Origin of the sequence: Micromonospora sp. NPDC005254 (assembly GCF_042872525.1) — a bacterium.
Taxonomy (GTDB): Bacteria; Actinomycetota; Actinomycetes; order Mycobacteriales; family Micromonosporaceae; genus Micromonospora.
This window is the reverse complement of sequence record NZ_JBIAKM010000003.1, coordinates 270234-287912: the sequence shown is the minus strand read 5'-3', so window position 1 is coordinate 287912 and position 17679 is coordinate 270234. Positions and strand designations below refer to the sequence as shown.

The following is a 17679-nucleotide window of genomic DNA, read 5'->3' as shown; positions in this document are numbered from 1 at the left end:
CGGAAGGTTCCCCTCATGATCGCCAGCCGGAACACCGGCGCGGTGGCGGCCGCCGCGACACTGCTCGCCGCCGCGCCGCTGTCGGCCATCTTCCAGACCTGGACGTGGCTGATCCAGTGCGCGATCGCGGTAGCCGTGGTGGCCGGGGTCGCCGCGCTGACGCGGCTCGTCCGCGCACCGCTGTGGGGTCAGGTGCTCGGCATGCTGGCCGCCCTGCTGCTCGCGCTGACCTGGCTGTTCCCCAGCGGCAGCGAGCTGCTGACCTTCCTGCCCACGCCGGCCACGATCGAGCACTTCGCCGACCTGCTCGCCGGCTCGGCGCAGGACATGCGCTCGTACGGCGTCGAGGTTCCGGACACGGACCCGCTGCTGTTCATCACCGTGCTCGGCGTCGGTGGGGTGGCCGTGCTCGTGGACGTGCTGGCGGTGGGGCTGCGCCGGCCCGCGCTGGCCGGGCTGCCGATGCTCGCGATCTACTCGGTGCCGGTCGCCGTCTACGTGGACAGCGTCCCCCCGGCGCCGTTCGTGGTGGGCGCGGCCGGTTACCTGTGGCTGCTGGTCACCGACAACGTCGACCGGGTCCGTCGGTTCGGCCGGCGGTTCACCGGAGACGGTCGTGACGTCGACGTGTGGGAGGCGTCGCCGCTGGCCTCCGCCGGCCGTCGGCTCGCCGTGGTCGGCGTGGTGGTGGCCGTGGCGCTGCCACTGGCGGTGCCCGGCATGACCAGTGGGCTGCTCGACACGCTCTCCGGTGGCACGGGCAACGGCAGCGGCACCGGCCGGGGCGCGGGCGGTTCGTCCGGCCGGATCGACCTGTTCGCGTCGCTCGCCGGCCAGCTCAACCAGTCCGAGGTGGCCGACCTGGTGAAGGTGACCACCTCCGAGCCGAACCCGTTCTACCTGCGCTACGCGGTGGCCGACGAGCTGCGCCCGAGTGGTTTCCAGGCCCGCAACCCGAGTGGCCGGCCGGCCAACCGGGATCTGCCGGACCCGACCGAGCGGGCCGGCCAGGGGGTGCAGCAGGTCCGCTACCAGGCGACCGTCGAGGTCACCAAGAGCCTCAGCATGTCCCTCATGCCGGTGTACGCCGAGCCGGTGCGCACCGAGGACCTCAACAGCAACTGGCTGTACGACCCCAGCCAGCAGGTCGTCTTCTCCAACCGGGAGAACTCCCGGGGTCGCAAGTACTCCTTCGACTACGTCCGCTCGACGTACACGCCGGCGGCGCTGCGGGCCGCTCGGCCGCTGCCCGCCGACCATCCGGTCCGCCGCCAGCTCACCGCCACTCCCGGGCCGGTGCCCGAGGTGGAGGAGCTGGTCAAGGGGTTGACCCAGGGCAAGCGCACCGACTACGACCGCGTGCTCGGGATCTACCAGCACTTCTCGGCGGACAACGGGTTCAGCTACCGGCTCAGCACCGAGAGCGGCAGCAGCGGCCAGGACATCGTCAACTTCCTCACCAACAAGGTCGGCTACTGCCAGCAGTACGCCGCCGCGATGGCCTGGCTGGTCCGTTCGGCCGGCATCCCGGCCCGGGTCGCGTTCGGGTTCACCAATGGCAGCAAGCGCGACGGCGACACGTACACGCTGACCAACCTCAACCTGCACGCCTGGACCGAGGTCTTCTTCGACGGGATCGGCTGGGTGCCGTTCGACGCCACCCCGGCGTACGGCGTGCCCGGCTCCACCCGGTCGGCCTGGGCTCCGGACACTGACGCGCCCGAGCCGTCCAGTCCGGAGACGGGCGCCACGGACAGCCCGACCGGCCCGGACTCGTCGGCGGGGCCGGCCGGCCCGGACAACGCCGACCGCGACACCGACTCCGGGCTCTCCCTCGGCGGTGAGACGCCGGCCGAGCAGCCGCCGGTCTGGCCATGGTGGACGGCGGGCGTGCTGGCCCTGTTGGCGCTGCTGGCGGTGCCGGCGCTTCGTCGACTGGCGCTGCGTCGGCGGCGGGCCGGCCGGGCCGACGCCATGGTGGCCACCGCCGCCGCCGGGGACGACACCCCGTCGGCCGACGGCAAGCCGGTGATGGTGGTCGAGGCGGACGCCGGTCGCGCTCGCGCGGACGCGCACGCCGCCTGGGCGGAGCTGCTGGACACGATGGTCGACTTCAAGGTCCGGGTGGACCAGACCGAGACGCCCCGGGCGACCGCGGACCGGCTGGTCCGCGATGCCCTCGCCGACGACACGGCGGCGGTCGGAGCGGCGCGTCTGCTCGGCCGGGCGGAGGAGCGGGCCCGGTACGCGCGGAACCCGCTGACCGGCGAACCGCTACCGCCGGCGCTACGCGCGATCCGCAGCGCGCTCGCCACCCGGGCGGATCGACGGACCCGACTGGTCGCCACCGTGCTGCCGCCCTCGGTGCTGCTGCGCTGGCGGATCGCCCTGGCGGACGCCTCCGGCCGCCTGGTGGCGCTGACCGGGCGGATCCGCTACCGGCTGCTGCGCTGGAATCCGCGGCGGGTGCTGGCCGACCGAGCGGCCCGCTGACCGACGTCTGTCACGTTCGGGGCGACGGCCGGCGGCCGTCGCCCCGAATGTTTGATCGACTCCGGGTCGGCGATGTGGGCGGATCCGAGCCTCTGGAAACGCCCACATCGGCGACCTGGCCTGGATCTTCGCGCCCACCGAAGACGCGCGCGGAGAGCGGCGTGCATGCGCGGGAAGCGGCGGGCGCGCGCGGGAAGCGGCACGCGCGGAGAGCGGCAGGCAGCGTGCATGCGCGGGAAGCAGCGGGCGCGCGCGGGAAGCGGCGGGCAGTCGGGGAGGGTGGCGGGGCGCACGGATACGACAGTGGTCGCCGGGGCGTTCCCGGCGACCCGCTCGTCGCGGTGTACGGCCCGCCTCAGCGGCGGGACGGGCTCAGCGGTGCCCCTCCGGGCGCTGCCGCCACCTGTCTTCCATCCGGTCCAGGATCGACCGGCGGCGACCGGACCGGCCACCGCGGGGACGACGACTCGTCGTGCCACCCACCACGTGCAGGTCAGGTGACTGCGCCCGCCGGTGCGACTGCACCGCGAACGCGGCCGACGCCAGCATGACGACAAAGCCCGCCACCGCCAGCGGTGGAGTCTTGATCACCGCGCCATAGACCAGTAGAGCCAAGCCAGCGATGATCACGCCGGCAGCGACGAGCAGGCGACGCCGCGCGTGGAAGCGCGGATCGCTGGCGCGCACGGCCGAGGCGAATTTGGGGTCCTCGGCAAGCGACCGCTCGATCTGCTCGAACAGCCGCTGCTCGTGCTCCGAGAGCGGCACGGCACTCCTCCCCGGTCACGTTGGTCGGGCCCACTCGGGCCGACAGACCGTGGCAGCCAACCGGCTGCTTACCCGCAAGTCTACGAGGGGGGTCGCGCGTCGGAAAGCGGGACGACCTACGGGTGGGGCGGATTTTCCTTTCGATGGGCGTCACGGTCGCCCATCAGACTGGCCGGACCTATGACGGACCGCCCGAATCGGGCAGCAGCGGCGTCCGCGGCAGCTTCCGCCTCCCGCCAACCGCGCTCGGGCGCGCCGAGGGTGAGCTGCCGGGGAGCGCCCTGCGCCGGGGCGAGCCCTTCCACCCGGACACCGACGAGCCGGATCCGCTCGCCCGGGTCCAGTGCGGTGTAGAGCGCCCAGACCGTGTCGAACATCTCGCGGGCCGTGTCGGTGGGCACGCCGAGGGTGCGGGAGCGGTTGACGGTGCGAAAGTCGGCCAGCCGCACCTTGAGGGTGACCGTGCGCCCGACCTGGCCGGAACCGCGCAACCGGACGCCGACCTTCGCGCTGAGCGCCAGCAGGGCGCGGCGGATCTCCACCGGGTCGGCCACGTCCGCGTCGAAGGTCACCTCGGCGCCGATCGACTTGTCGACGTGCTCCGGGGTGACCCGCCGCGGGTCACGCCCTGCGGCCAGCTCGTGCAGGTGCGCCGCGGACGCCGCACCCACCGCCCGGCGGAGCATGCCCAGCGGTGCCGCGGCGAGGTCGCCGACGGTGGCCAGGCCGAGCCGGCGCAGTGTCTCGGCAGCCCGCTCCCCCACGCCCCACAGCGCGTCCACCGGTAGCGGGTGCAGGAAGTCGAGGACCTGCCCCGGAGGCACGACCAACAGACCGTCGGGTTTGGCCCGGGTGGAGCCCAGCTTGGCCACGAACTTGCTGGGCGCCACCCCGACCGAGCAGGTCAGCCCCTGCTCGTCGACGACCCGGCGCCGGATCAGCCGGGCGATCGTCGCCGGGGAGCCGAACAGTCTGCGGGCACCGGTCACGTCGAGGAACGCCTCGTCGAGGGAGAGCGGCTCGACCAGCGGGGTGACGTCCCGGAAGATCTGCATGACCGCCCGGGACGCGGCCGTGTACGCGGTGAAATCCGGGGGCAGGTAGACCGCGTGGGGGCAGCGGGCGCGGGCCTGGCTGGTCGGCATCGCGCTGCGGACCCCGTACCGGCGGGCCTCGTAGCTGGCCGAGCTGACCACGCCGCGCGGCCCCACCCCGCCGACGACGACCGGCCGGCCGCGCAGCTCGGGCCGACGGCGCACCTCGACGGCGGCGAAGAAGGCGTCCATGTCGACGTGCAGGATCGGGCTGGCGGAGTCGTCGGCGTCCGGCCCGAAGCGCGGATCGTCGCCCCGGGGCAACGATTGGCTGCGACCCATCCCGGCAGGCTAACCCGGGGGTACGACAGCACCACCGGCCGACCGGCCGGACCGCGCGCCGCTCAGCCCCGCACGACCAGCAGCGGCACGGTCAGCTCGGCGGCGGTGTCCGCCCCGTGGTACGCCACCAACTTCGACGCCATCGGCCGCTCGGTGCGGCTGGCCATGACGGCGTACGTGTCGTTGCAGGTCACCACCACGTCGCCGATCCGTTCCAGGTGCTCCTCGGGCACCGGCCCGAACCAGCCGGTGGCCACCATCTCCGCCCGGGTACGCACCCGCGCCGCGTCGCCGAGCACCGCCGACCAGGCGGCCACCACGTCGTCGACCGCGCCCGGCTCGACGTGCAGGTAGCGCACCCGGGCCTCGCCGGCGACCACCCGGACCCCGTCGCGCAGCCGTGGATCGGTGTCCAGGTCGAAGCGGTGCGTCAGGGGCACGTCGAGCTGCCCGTGGTCGGCGGTCACCAGCAGCGCGGCGTCCGGTGGCAACCCGTCGACCAGCCGGGCGAGCAGGTTGTCCACCTCGGCGGCGGCGACCCGCCAGGGCGCGGAGTCGAGTCCGCTGAGGTGCCCGTGCCGGTCCAGGTCGGCGTGGTAGCCGGAGACCAGGGTCGGCCCCGGGCCGGCGGACAACGCGGCCAGCATGGTGGCAGCCACCTCGTCGACGCCGGCGGCGCCCCGGAAGTCGCCGCCCCGGTTGGCGGCCAGGGTCAACCCGCTGCCGCCGAACTCCGGCCGGCTCACCACGCTCACCGCCACCCCGGCCGCGCGGGCCCGTTGGAGCTGCGTGGGCACCGGCTGCCAGCGCAGCGGCGACGGGTCGGCGGTCCAGTCGGTGTGGGTGAGCACCCGGTCGGTGCCGGGCACCCGCACGGTGAAGCCGAGCACCCCGTGCGCTCCGGGCGCGACGCCGGTGCCCAGCGTCACCAGGCTCGTCGGGGTGGTGGACGGGAAACCGGCGATGAGCGGCCGACCCACCGTCGCGGCCAGCCCGGCGAGGGTCGGCGCGTGCGGCGCGGCGGTCGGCACCTGGTACCAGCCGAGCCCGTCGACCAGCAGCACGGCGATCCGGCGTACCCCGGCCAGGGCGGGGGCCAGCCCGAGCGGGTCGGTCGACCCGGGAACGCCCAGCACGGCGAGCGCGCTGGGCAGCACGTCGGCGAGCCGGTCCCCGCTGTGCGCCGGGCCGAGGACGGCCAGCGGCGGCGGCCCACCACCCGGCGCGACGGTCATGCCGGCCGGCGGGCGAACAGGTGCAGCTGGGCGGCCAGGTCCCGGTACGGAGACTGCGCGGCCAGCGCCAGTTCCAGCTCGACCAGGGCCGCGGACTGCCCGTCGGCGACCGCGGCCGGCAGCAGGTCGGCCAGTACGCGTACCCCGTGGATCTCCTCGACCGCCAGCCCGGCGGCGGTGAGCAGCGCGGCGGCGCCGGGGGCGTCGTAGCGGCGGCGCAGCGTGTCGCGCGGCCCGGCGGTGCCGGCCGGGTCGGCGGCCAGCGCCGCCGCGACCTCCAGATGGCCGTTCATGGCGCGGCCCAGCACGGCGGCGGCCCGCCCCGCGACCAGGACGCTCGCCGCGCCACCGGGGCGCAACGCGCTGGCCAGCGCGGCGACCACCGGAGTGGGGTCGTCGACGACCTCCAGGACGGCGTGGCAGAGCACCAGGTCGACGCTGGCCGGCTCGACCAGCCCGGCCAGGGCGTCGCCGTCGCCCTGCACGGCCACGATCCGGTCGGCGACCCCGGCCTCGGCGGCCCGACGGGTCAGCGCGGCCAGCGCGTCCGGGCTCGCGTCGACGACTGTGACCCGGTGCCCGGCGCGGGCCAGCGGGACGGCGAACCCGCCGGTGCCGCCGCCCACGTCCAGCACGGTCAGCTCGGCGGCGCCGCGCCGGTCCAGCTCGGCGCGGAGCACCGACCAGATCACGGCGGTACGGGGGGTCAGCGGCGGCCCGGCGAACCGGCCTCGGGTCTGCTCCACCCGGTCGAGCCTAGTGGTCAGGACTCGGTGCCCTCGACCGCGTCCTCGGCCCGGGACCGGCGCTCGTTGGCCACCGGACCGTTGGTCACCTCGTACTCGCGGGGGTCGGTGAGGTGCGACGGCATCCAGCCGGAGCCCAGCCGGGTCCGCCGGGCGTTGGCGATTCCGCCGCCGGTGTACGTGTGGTTCCCCATCACTTGTCATTCCCCCTCACGGATCACGGGCCGCTCTGCCCGCTCAGGACGAGTCTCCCGCCCGGCGACGCCGAAAACCGTAATGTGGATCACTGGATCAGCGGAAGTCACGGGACGCGGGGCTGACCGGCGGCTCGATCGCGTCCAGCCGGTCGGCGACCAGGTTGGTCACTCCCTCGTGCCGTTGCAGTCGCCCCCGGACCACCAGTGCGGCGCTGGTGCGGGCCACCCGCCGGTAACGCTGCCACAGCCCCGGTGAGCAGGTGACATTCAGCATCCCAGTCTCGTCCTCCAGGTTGAGGAAGGTCACCCCGCCGGCGGTCGCCGGGCGCTGCCGGTGGGTGACGATGCCGCCGACCCGGATCCGCTGGCCCGGCTCCACCCGACCGAGCCGGGCGATCGGCACCGCGCCGAGCACGTCGAGCTGCCCCCGGATGAACCGGGCCGGATGGCTCTCCGGCGACAACCCGGTGGCCCACACGTCGGCGACCAGCCGGTCCACCGCCTCCATGCCGGGCAGCGTGGGCGCCGCCGCGCCGGTCACCGTGCCGGGCAGCCGGCCCGGTCGGTCCTGGGCCGCCGCGCCGGCGGCCCAGAGCGCCTCCCGCCGGGTCAGCCCGAAACAGGCGAAGGCGTCCGCGGTGGCCAGCGCCTCCAGCTGCGCGGCGGTGAGACCGACCCGCCGGGCCAGATCCGGCATGTCGCGGTACGCCCCGCCGGCCGCCCGCTCGGCCTCGATCCGCTCGGCCACCTCGGCGCCGAGGGTACGCACGCTGGACAGTCCGAGCCGGACGGCCGGGCCGCCCAGTCCCCAGGCGTGCGGCGGCTCCCCCGGCCCGCTGCCCCACCGGGTGTCCGGGGTGGACTCCAACACCGCCAGCGCCCCGCTGGCGTTGATGTCCGGGCGGCGGACCTCCACCCCGTGCCGGCGGGCGTCGTCGACCAGGGTCTGCGGGGAGTAGAAGCCCATCGGCTGGGCGTTGAGCAGCGCCGCCAGGAACGGCGCCGGGTGGTAGCGCTTGAGCCAGGAGCTGGCGTACACCAGGTAGGCGAAGCTCATCGCGTGGCTCTCCGGGAAGCCGTAGCTGGCGAACGCGGTGAGCTTGCGGTAGACGTCGTCGGCCAGCTCGCCGGTGATGCCCCGCTCGGCCATCCCGGCGTAGAGCCGGTCGGCGATGCGGGTCATCCGCTCGACCGAGCGTTTCGCGCCCATCGCCCGGCGCAGCTGGTCGGCCTCGGCCGCGTCGAAACCGGCCAGGTCGATGGCGAGCTGCATCAACTGCTCCTGGAACAGCGGCACACCCAGGGTCTTCTCCAGCGCGTTGCGCATCAACGGGTGGGCGAAGGTCACCGGCTCCTGACCGTTCTTGCGCCGGATGAACGGGTGCACCGAGCCGCCCTGGATCGGGCCCGGTCGGATCAGCGCCACCTCGACCACCAGGTCGTAGAACTCGCGGGGCTTGAGTCGGGGCAGGGTGGCCATCTGGGCGCGACTCTCCACCTGGAACACCCCGACCGAGTCGGCCCGGCAGAGCATGTCGTAGACCTCGGGGTCGTCCAGCGTCATGTCGCCGAGGTCGAGCCGGGACCCGATCATGTCGTAGCCGTAGTGCAGCGCGGAGAGCATGCCGAGGCCGAGCAGGTCGAACTTCACCAGGCCGACGGCGGCACAGTCGTCCTTGTCCCACTGGAGCACGCTGCGGCCGGGCATCCGCCCCCACTCCACCGGGCAGACCTCGATCACCGGACGGTCGCAGATCACCATGCCGCCGGAGTGGATGCCCAGGTGCCGGGGGAACGTCTGCAGCTCGTTGGCGTACTCCACCACCTGCTCCGGGATGCCCTCGACGTCGACCGTGGCGACCGAGCCCCACCTGTCGATCTGCTTGCTCCAGGCGTCCTGCTGACCGGGTGAGAAGCCGAACGCCTTGGCCACGTCCCGTACCGCCGACCGGGGCCGGTAGGAGATGACGTTGGCGACCTGGGCGGCGTGCTCCCGGCCGTAGCGGGTGTAGACGTGCTGGATCACCTCCTCCCGGCGGTCGGACTCGATGTCCACGTCGATGTCCGGCGGACCGTCCCGCTCCGGGGCGAGGAACCGCTCGAAGAGCAGCCGGTGCCGGACGGCGTCCACGTTGGTGATGCGCAGCGCGTAGCAGACCGCCGAGTTGGCCGCCGAGCCCCGACCTTGGCAGTAGATGTCCTGCTCGCGGCAGAACGTGACGATGTCGTAGACCACCAGGAAGTAGCCGGGGAAGCCCAGCTCCTCGATCATGTTCAGCTCGTGGTCGAGCTGCGCGTACGCCGTCGGGTGCGCCTGCGGCGGCCCGTAGCGCTCGTGTGCCCCGTCGGCGGTCAGCTTGCGCAGCCAGCTCATCTCGGTGTGCCCCGGCGGCACCGGGTACGCCGGCAGTTGCGGCGCGACCAGTTGCAGGTCGAAGGCCAGCTCGGCGCCGAACTCGGCGGCCCGCGCCACCGCGCCCGGGTACGCGGCGAACCGGGCCGCCATCTCCGCGCCGCTGCGCAGGTGGGCGGTGGCCGCCGCGGGCAGCCAGCCGTCGATCTCGTCGAGGCTGCGCCGGGCTCGGACGGCGGCGACAGTGGTGGCCAGCCGACGCCGACCGGGGCTGGCGTAGTGCACGTTGTTGCTGGCCACCGTCGGCAGCCCGGCCGCGGCGGCCAGCTCGGCGAGCGCGTCGTTGCGGTCGGCGTCGACGGGATGCCCGTGGTCGGTCAGCTCCACCGCCACCGTCTCCGCGCCGAACAGCGCGGTCAGCCGGTCCAGTTCGCGGGCCGCCGCGTCCACTCCCTCGGTGAGCAGCGCGCCCGGCACGTGCCCCTTGCGGCAGCCGGTCAGCACCAGCACGTGGTCGCGCAGCTCGGCGGCGACCTCCTCCAGGTCCCCGTAGATCGGGCGGCCCTTCTCCCCGCCGCGCAGTTGGGCACGGGCGATGGTGGTGGCCAGCCGGGCGTACCCCTCGTGGCCGTGCGCGAGCACCAGCAGGTGCGCGCCGTGCGGGTCGGGTTCGCCGTTCTGCGGGCCGGGCAGCCCGAGGGACAGCTCCGCGCCGAAGATGGTCGGCAGGCCCAGCGTGCGGGCCGCCTCGGCGAAGCGGACCACCCCGTAGAAGCCGTCGTGGTCGGTGACGGCGAGCGCGGTGAGCCCCAACCGGGCCGCCTCCTCGGCCAACTCCTCGGGATGGCTGGCGCCGTCGAGGAAGCTGAAGTTGGTGTGCGCGTGCAGCTCCGCGTAGGGCACCACACCGTCGGGGCGGGGCAGCTCCGGCGGCTGGTACTGCTCGCGCCGGCGACTCCAGGCCGGGGAGTCCCCACCGTCGGCGTCCACGGCGAGCGGGTCCACCACGTGCAGGTGCCGCTCCTCGCGCGACCGCCCGCCGCCGGAGCCGCCGCTGGCCCGGCCGGAGAGCACCCGCTCCAGCTCCGACCAGGGCATCTTCGGGTTGTGAAAGCTCATCCGGCCCCTCCGCCGGCTCGGACCGCGCCGCCCGCTCGGACCGCGCCGGCCGCTTCTGCCGGCCCGACGGCGGTGGCATGACCGACCAGCCGCCCGGCGGTGCGCGACCCCGCCAGCGGCAACAGCCACCGTGAGCGGTATGACTGTGAGTCATATTTATGACTCACAGTCATACCGCTCATCAGGACATCTGCCTCCCGGCCAACGCCGGTCATGGGCCAACCTGACTCAGTCATAGATCGCCTCCACCAGCCACTGCCCGGACTCCACAGCGAGCAGCAGAGCGGTGCCGTCGGCGAGGCTGACCTGGAACCGTGCCCGACGGCGAGCCTCGGCCGGCGCCCACCAGCGCTCGTCCACCGGCCACGGCCCGGCCCAGCCCACGATCTCCGCCGGTCGGCCGTCGCCGACCACCAGCCGGGCGGGAACAGCGCTCACCGCCAACCGCGCGCTGATCACCACCGGCTCGCCGGTGGCGTCGTGCACGGTCGCGGCGAGCGGGCTGGGCAGCACCACGGCGGGCGCGGGCGGCGGCAGCCGGCCCGGCCACGGCGGAACGCCCCCGCCGCGGTCAGCAGGCCGACCGGCACCACCGGCCCGGTCACCGCCGGCACGGTCACCGCCGGCACGGTCACCGCCGGGGGCCGGGTCGGCGCCGGCAACGGCCGGCGGGCCGGGCCGGGCGGGGAGCCGTTCGTCGCCCCACGGCACCAGGCGCACCTGGTCGGCCGGGGAACGCCCACCGCCGAGCACCGCCGTGACCACCGCTTCCGGGCCGAGGATGCCCTGCACCCGACTCAATGCCCGGTGCGCCCTCTCCCGCTCCTCGCCCGTCTCCCCCCAGAGGCCGGTCTGCAGGCCGGCCTGGGCGATCACCCCGTCCGGGATCAGCCGCAGCCGGATGATGCCGGCCGTCGGCCGGGCCGGTCGGGCACCGGCGCGGCCGTTGCTGCCGGAGAGCCAGCCATCGAGCTGCCAGCGCACCCGGTCGGCGATGGCGGCGGCGGTGAGCAGGCCGTCGTGCCGCCACACCCGGTGCAGCTCCTGCCCGTGCTCGGTGACCGCCTCGATGCCGAGCCGGGTGCAGGCCAGCCCGTGCCCGGCGAGCCGGTCGTGCAACTGCTCGGCCAGCGCGCGGGCGGCGAACGCCGCCGCGTCGACCCGGTCGATCGGCTCGTCGTACGCGGAGGTCACCGTCAGGTCGGTCGGCGGCTGCCGGACGGCGAGCGGGCGGTGATCCCGGCCGGCGGCCAGCCGGTGGGCCAGCGCGCCGTCGAACCCGAACCGGGCCAGCACGTCACCGGCCGGTAGCGCGGCGAAGTCGCCGAGGGTCCGCACCCCCAGCCGGCGCAGCAGATCGGCCAGTGCGGACCGACCGAGCGCCTCGACCGGCATCCCGGCCAGGAACGCCGGTGTTCCGCCCGGCGCCACCACCCGGCCGGCGCGGGCGGCCAACCCCGCGGCGAACACCCCGTCGGCGATGCCCACCTGGCTCTCCACCAGACAGGACTGGGCGACATGCTCGATGAGCCGCTCGGCGGCCGCCTCCTCACCGCCGAGGTAACGACTCGGGCCCCGGGCGGCGACCGCGCAGGCGCCCGGGCGGACCACCTCGACGCCGGCGACCAGTTCCTCCAGCGCGGCGACCACCGGCTCGAACGCCCGGGCGTCCCGGCCGGGGTCGTACTCCACGACGGTGAGCTGCGGGCAACGGCCCTGCGCCTCCCGCTTGCGCAGCCCTCGGCGCACGCCCTCGGCGCGGGCCCGCTCGGAGCAGGCGACCACCCGGTTGGCGTGCAACACGGCGACCGGACCGGTGGCCGGCACCCCGTCGACGATCTCGGCGGCGAGCACCGGCCAGTCCGGGCACCACAGCAGCAGGGTCCGGATCGGCGAGCCGGTCACCCCGACCCGACCAGGGCGAGCGGCACGGACGGACGGCCCACGGTCGACCGCACCGCCCGGGGAATGACCCGGGTGAGCTCGGCACCGGGAAGCCAGACCTTGATCTCCTTGGGGCGGGCGGCCGCTCCGCGCCCGCGCGCCGAGACGGTGACCTCCCGGCGACGCAGCCGCCCCCGGCCCTGGCCGAGCCCTTCCCAGACCCCACGGACCACCTGCAACGTCACGTCCGCGCCGTCCCACCGGCCGTACGGAACGAGCACGCTGCCGCGCTGCCGGGCCCGCGCGGCCAGCCGGGTGGCGACCGAGGCGGAGACCGCGGCGGGTACGGCGGTGACCACGACGTCCACCCCGTCGATCAACGCGGCGACCACTGTGGCCCACTCGGGGCCGGGATTCGGCACCAGGGCCAGCCGGTCCAGGGCGATGCCCAGCTCAGCTGCCGCACCCGCGCCGAACGTCGGCACTCCGACCACGGCACACCACGAACCGGCCCGGGACGCCTCGGCCAGCAGGGCCAGCACCAGCGAGGTGCCGCCACTGCGTCGGGGCTGACCGGCGGCGACCGCGATCGTGCTGCCGCGGCGCAGGCCCCGGTTGGGCAGCAGGCCGGTCAGCTCGGGCGCCACCGGCAGCACCCGGTGGCCGCCGACCGGATCGGGTGCGCTCGCCGGGCGTACCAGATCGGCCAGTGCGGCGGAACCGACCACCATGCGGCCCGCCATTGGACCAACTCCCCCGTCGTTGCTGTGGAACAGATCAGGACCGACGCACCGTGACGCCGGCCGCCCGGCTTCCCTTCCAGGCGGTCGGCGTCACGGCGGGCTCATGCGGCGAGGCCGTCCAGGGCCGGTTGGTGTGCCACGCCGAGCGCGGTCTCCACCACCGTGACGAACTGTTCGGCGGCGCGGAGCAAATCGTCGGCCTCCCGGGCGCTGACCACCCGGGGGATGCCGGCTTCGGCGGCGGCTCGCTTGCCGGCCCCGGCGGCGAAGAACCGGGCCCACTCGTCGAGCTCGGGGGCGACGGCGCAGAGCAGGACCCAGACGCTGGTGATCCGGTTGCGCCGGCTCGGGGCGGGCCGGGCCCGGGCGGCGAGCAGGGCGGCCGCCGCACGCAGCGCCGCCAGGTGGGCGGCCGCATAGCGCAGGCCGTCAGGTCGGGTCTGGCCGGCCTCGACCAGCCCACGGCGGGCCAGGGTGAGGAGCTGGGCAGGGGTGCGGTGCGGCAGCACGTGCGCCGGCACCGTCGGTGCCTGAGCCGGGTTGATCGGCATGGACTGTCTCCTCCACATGGCCGGGGCGTCGGCCGGGGCAGTGGTGCCGCCGACGAGACGCCGAGGTCGGGTGGTGCGGAGGAAGACGCACCGAGGGTGGCCGGCCGGGTGTGGATGCTTCCCCACACCACACCCGGCCGGCGTACCGGCGGGTTCGTCGCCCGCCGCCCGGGGGTCGTGGGCGGCGAGCGACGCTCCTGCCTGACGGGACCGGGCTCGCGACTGCCCGGAAACCCAGGTGCGGCCCGCGAAGCCACACCGCCCGGAGCTGGCGCCGCGAAACACCGCGCTCCGGCTGGTTGGAACGGGCGTTCGAGGCAATCGAACACTCGTTCTAACTGCTCCTGACAGTACACCTCCCCTCCGACGAAAATGCAACGTGTGACGCGCCGAGGCTCGCCGTCCGTACGCACCGGAGTGAACCGGCGCCGGCGGACCGGGAAGAATGTCCCCATGCAGCCACACCCGAACGTACGGGCGGTGCAGGACGCACTCGACGGCGCCGGTGCGCGCGACGGCGCCGGCCAGCCCAGCACGGTCCGCCTGCTGCCCGACGCGGTGCACACCGCGGCAGCCGCGGCCGAGGCGCTCGGCGTCGAGGTCGGCCAGATCGCCAACTCGCTGATCTTCGACGCGGACGACGCGCCGCTGCTCGTGCTCACCTCCGGCGCGCACCGGGTCGACACCGCCGGCCTCGCCGCGTCCATCGGAGTCACCCGGCTGCGCCGGGCCACCCCGGAGTTCGTCCGGAAGCACACCGGGCAGCCGATCGGTGGGGTAGCCCCGCTCGGGCACCCGCAGGCGCTGCGCACCCTGGTGGACACCGCGCTGGCGGCGTACCCGCAGATCTGGGCCGCGGGCGGCGTACCGCAGGCGGTCTTCCCGACCACCTACGCCGAGCTGCTGCGCGTCACCGCCGGCGTCCCGGCCGAGGTGGCGTGAGCGAGCCGCGCGAGCGAACCGGCCGGCCCAGCAGCGCCGTACCGGAGCTGGTCACCCTGCACGTGTGGCGGACCTCCCGCGGCGCGCTGCCCCGGGCGCTGACCCGGATGGCGGTGGACCCGCGTCGGCTGCGGGCCCTGCCGGGTGTCCGGTTCGGCAAGCTGCTGGGCACGGGGACCGGCACCGGCTTCGGGCCGGGTGACGCCGACCTGACCCGGTGGGCGGCGCTGACCGTCTGGGACTCCCCCGCCGCGGCGGCCGGCTTCGACGACTCGCCGGTCGGACGCGCCTGGGCGCGGATCGCCCACGCCCAGGCCCGGGTCGACCTGCGCCCGCTGAGCAGCCGGGGCGAGTGGTCCGGCCAGCGACCGTTCGGCGAGCCGCCGGGCGGCCGGGTCACCGGCCCGGTGCTGGCGCTGACCCGGGCCCGGTTACGGGCCCGCCGGGCGGCCACCTTCTGGCGGGCGATCCCGCCGGTGGCCGCCGCGCTGCGCGACGCGCCCGGGTTGCTGGCCCGGTTCGGCGTCGGTGAGGCCCCGCTGGGATGGCAGGGCACGGTGAGCGTGTGGCGCGACCCGACGGACCTGGTGGCGTTCGCGTACCGTCACCCGCAGCATCGGGCGGCGATCATGCGAACCCCCACCGCGGGCTGGTACGCCGAGGAGCTGTTCGCCCGGTTCGAGGTACGTGACGTGGTCGGCGACCGGACGGTCCTCGGGTGGGTCGCCGACGGCGACCAGGCGACAGTGAAGGGTGGACGGGCATGAGGTTGGTGCGCTGGACGCCGGACGATCTCGTCCGACGGCTGGACGACGTGGTGGCCGTCTACGGCGAGGCGATGGGGTACCGCACCGACCTGCTGGAGGCCCGGCGCGGCTACATCGCCACCCACGTCCGCCGGCCCGGGTTCCGGGCCGTGGCCAGCCTGACCAGCGAGGGTCACCTCGCCGGCTTCGGGTACGGCTATCTGGGCGGTCCGGGCCAGTGGTGGCACGACCAGGTGCACCGGGCGCTGGACGCCCCGACCCGCAAGCGCTGGCTCACCCACTGCTTCGAGGTGGTCGAGCTGCACGTCCGTCCGCCGGCGCAGGGGCACGGGCTGGGCGCCGGGCAGTTGCGGGCGCTGCTCACGATGGCCGAGGGCGACACCACACTGCTGTCCACCCCGGAGGCCGAGGAGCAGACCTCGCGGGCCTGGCGGCTGTACCGGCGGTTCGGCTTCGTCGACGTGCTGCGCGACTTCCACTTCCCCGGTGACGAGCGGCCCTTCGGCGTACTCGGTCGAGACCTGCCGCTCGAGCCCGCCGCGTCATGACCCGGCGGATCTCCTGGACGCTGCTCGCCGTCCTGGTGCTCGCCCAGATCTGCTACCCGCTGACCACCGGCGCCACCCGGGCCGGGCTGACCGTGGCCACGGTCGTGCTCGGCTGGCTGCTCTCGGTCGGCCACGCGCTGCTCAGCCGGGGCCCTCGGGTGGCGGCGGCGCTGGTCGCGGTGGCCACCGGCGGCGGGTTCGCGATCGAGGCGATCGGGGTGGCCACCGGTGTGCCGTTCGGCAGCTACGACTACTCCGGTGAGCTGGGCCCCAAGCTGGCCGGGGTGCCGTTGATCATCCCGCTGGCCTGGACCTGGATGGCCTGGCCGGCCTGGCTGGCCGCGGTCCGCCTGACCGGCGGCAGCGGCACGCCGCTCGGCCGGTGGGTGGGCCGGATCGCGCTGGCCGCGGTGGGGCTGGCCGCCTGGGACCTCTTCCTCGACCCGCAGATGGTCGCCGAGGGCTACTGGGTCTGGCGGGACGCCACCCCGGCGCTGCCCGGCCTGGCCGGCATCCCGGTCAGCAACTACCTGGGCTGGCTGCTCTTCGCGGTGCTGCTGATGAGCGCGCTGCGCCCGCTGGCCGGTCCGGCCGCCGAGCACACCGACCGGCGGGACCACCCGATGCTCGCGCTGTACCTGTGGACGTACTTCTCCAGCATCCTGGCCCACGCGGTCTTCCTGGACCTGCCCGCGTCGGCGCTCTGGGGCGCGGCAGGCATGGCGGTCACCGCCGTGCCGTTGGCGGTGACCCTGCTGCGCGCCCGCCGGCCCCACCACGCGCGCCGGGACGACCACCAACCGCACCGCCCGGGCGTCGACGCGACCCGATGACCGTCCTCGTCGCCCTGCTGCTCGCCGTCGCCGCGCTGACCGGGCACACCTGGGTCAACGCCGCCCGATGGCTGCGCCGACCCACCGACCGGCCGGATGACGTCGACGAGCCGGTGGCCGTGCTGCTGCCGCTGCGCGACGAGGCCACCCGGGTCACGCCCTGCCTGCGCGCCCTGCTCGCCCAGCGTGGTGTGCCGGCGCTGCGCATCGTGGTCCTCGACGACGGGTCCACCGACGGCACCGCCGACGTGGTCCGCGCGGTCGTCGGCGACGACCCGCGGGTCACCCTGCTCAGCGGGGTCGCCCCGCCGCCGGGCTGGCTGGGCAAGCCGCACGCCTGCTGGCAGTTGGCCACCCGGGCCGACCCGGCGGCCACCGCGCTGGTCTTCGTCGACGCCGACGTGGTGCTCGCCCCGCACGCCGTGGCCGCGGCGGTCACCGAGCTGCGCGCCGCCCGCGCGACGCTGCTGTCGCCGTACCCCCGGATCGTGGTGGCGACGGCGGCCGACCGGCTCGTGCAGCCGCTGTTGCAGTGGTTGTGGCTGACCTTCCTGCCGCTGCGGGCCATGGAGCGCTCGCGGCGGCCGTCGCTGGCCGCGGCGGGCGGGCAGTTCCTGGTGCTGGACCGGGCCGGCTACACCGCCGCCGGCGGGCACGCGTCCGTCGCCGACAAGATCCTGGAGGACGTCGAGCTGGCCCGGGCCGTCAAGCGCGCCGGGAGGCGGATCGCCCTGGCCGACGGCTCCCGGCTGGCCACCTGCCGGATGTACGACGACTGGCCGCAGCTGCGCGACGGGTACTCGAAGTCGCTGTGGGCGTCGTTCGGGCACCCCGGCGCGGCGGCCGCCGTGGTGACGCTGCTGCTCCTGCTCTACACCGCCCCGCCGCTGGTCGCGCTGGCGGTCGCCTCGACAGCTCCCCGGATGTCAATGGTTGCGCTCATCGCATACCTGCTCGGGGTGGCCGGGCGGGTGCTCACTGCCCGGGCGACCGGCGGCCGGTGGTGGCCCGACGCGCTCGCACACCCCGTGTCGGTCGTGGTCCTCGGTTGGTTGACGCTGCGGTCGTACCATCTGCGAAAGCGACGCCGCCTGACCTGGCGGGGCCGCCCGGTCAGCTAGGAG

General features: G+C 75.1%; 15 protein-coding genes. 6 read left to right on the top strand and 9 right to left on the bottom strand.

The window, feature by feature from the left end:
* Positions 1-15 precede the first annotated feature (15 nt).
* Positions 16-2493 (top strand): transglutaminaseTgpA domain-containing protein, encoded by a 2478-nt coding sequence (locus ACFYPR_RS11025; RefSeq protein ID WP_387259616.1) that lies wholly within the window; start codon positions 16-18, stop codon positions 2491-2493.
* Between the two features lie 372 nt (positions 2494-2865).
* On the opposite strand, the gene ACFYPR_RS11020 is transcribed toward ACFYPR_RS11025, so the two are convergent.
* The 9 genes from ACFYPR_RS11020 to ACFYPR_RS10980 all read right to left on the bottom strand — a co-directional run bounded on the left by ACFYPR_RS11020 (position 2866) and on the right by ACFYPR_RS10980 (position 13465).
* The gene (locus tag ACFYPR_RS11020; RefSeq protein ID WP_234590673.1) at positions 2866-3261 is read right to left on the bottom strand and encodes a DUF3040 domain-containing protein; all 396 of its coding nucleotides are present in this window, start codon (positions 3259-3261) and stop codon (positions 2866-2868) included.
* A gap of 116 nt (positions 3262-3377) precedes the next feature.
* Entirely contained in the window at positions 3378-4637 is a 1260-nt protein-coding gene (locus tag ACFYPR_RS11015; RefSeq protein WP_387259613.1) for a DNA polymerase IV, read from the bottom strand.
* Positions 4638-4699: 62 nt separating this feature from the next.
* Positions 4700-5872, bottom strand: coding sequence for a nucleotide pyrophosphatase/phosphodiesterase family protein (locus ACFYPR_RS11010; protein ID WP_354862380.1), 1173 nt, complete (start codon positions 5870-5872; stop codon positions 4700-4702).
* Entirely contained in the window at positions 5869-6639 is a 771-nt protein-coding gene (locus ACFYPR_RS11005; protein ID WP_354862385.1) for a methyltransferase domain-containing protein, read from the bottom strand. The genes ACFYPR_RS11010 and ACFYPR_RS11005 overlap by 4 nt, the downstream gene beginning before the upstream one ends.
* Positions 6636-6812, bottom strand: a complete 177-nt coding sequence (locus tag ACFYPR_RS11000) for a hypothetical protein (protein ID WP_354862384.1) — start codon at positions 6810-6812, stop codon at positions 6636-6638. Before ACFYPR_RS11000 ends, ACFYPR_RS11005 begins: the two co-directional genes overlap by 4 nt.
* Before the next feature lie 97 nt (positions 6813-6909).
* A complete protein-coding gene (locus ACFYPR_RS10995; RefSeq protein ID WP_355066878.1) occupies positions 6910-10287 on the bottom strand; it encodes an error-prone DNA polymerase in 3378 nt (1125 codons plus the stop codon).
* 228 nt (positions 10288-10515) lie between these two features.
* Entirely contained in the window at positions 10516-12192 is a 1677-nt protein-coding gene (locus ACFYPR_RS10990) for a DNA polymerase Y family protein (protein ID WP_354862376.1), read from the bottom strand.
* Entirely contained in the window at positions 12189-12914 is a 726-nt protein-coding gene (locus ACFYPR_RS10985) for a hypothetical protein (protein ID WP_355134899.1), read from the bottom strand. The genes ACFYPR_RS10990 and ACFYPR_RS10985 overlap by 4 nt, the downstream gene beginning before the upstream one ends.
* Positions 12915-13015: 101 nt before the next feature.
* A complete protein-coding gene (locus tag ACFYPR_RS10980) occupies positions 13016-13465 on the bottom strand; it encodes an SAV_6107 family HEPN domain-containing protein (protein WP_387259608.1) in 450 nt (149 codons plus the stop codon).
* A 453-nt stretch (positions 13466-13918) separates the two neighbouring features.
* Between ACFYPR_RS10980 and ACFYPR_RS10975 the strand changes: the two genes are divergently transcribed.
* From ACFYPR_RS10975 to ACFYPR_RS10955, 5 genes are read left to right on the top strand one after another with little or no spacing between them, the layout of a single operon-like run.
* On the top strand, positions 13919-14407 hold the full coding sequence (locus ACFYPR_RS10975; RefSeq protein WP_387259606.1) for a YbaK/EbsC family protein: 489 nt from the start codon (positions 13919-13921) through the stop codon (positions 14405-14407).
* Positions 14404-15174: a monooxygenase gene (locus ACFYPR_RS10970; RefSeq protein ID WP_387259603.1), complete on the top strand. Its 771-nt coding sequence runs from the start codon at positions 14404-14406 to the stop codon at positions 15172-15174. The genes ACFYPR_RS10975 and ACFYPR_RS10970 overlap by 4 nt, the downstream gene beginning before the upstream one ends.
* Complete coding sequence (locus tag ACFYPR_RS10965; RefSeq protein ID WP_354862773.1) at positions 15171-15722, top strand: GNAT family N-acetyltransferase; 552 nt, start codon at positions 15171-15173, stop codon at positions 15720-15722. The genes ACFYPR_RS10970 and ACFYPR_RS10965 overlap by 4 nt, the downstream gene beginning before the upstream one ends.
* Positions 15719-16555: a carotenoid biosynthesis protein gene (locus tag ACFYPR_RS10960; RefSeq protein WP_354862772.1), complete on the top strand. Its 837-nt coding sequence runs from the start codon at positions 15719-15721 to the stop codon at positions 16553-16555. Before ACFYPR_RS10965 ends, ACFYPR_RS10960 begins: the two co-directional genes overlap by 4 nt.
* A complete protein-coding gene (locus ACFYPR_RS10955; RefSeq protein WP_354862770.1) occupies positions 16552-17676 on the top strand; it encodes a glycosyltransferase family 2 protein in 1125 nt (374 codons plus the stop codon). Before ACFYPR_RS10960 ends, ACFYPR_RS10955 begins: the two co-directional genes overlap by 4 nt.
* The last annotated feature ends 3 nt before the right edge of the window (positions 17677-17679 follow it).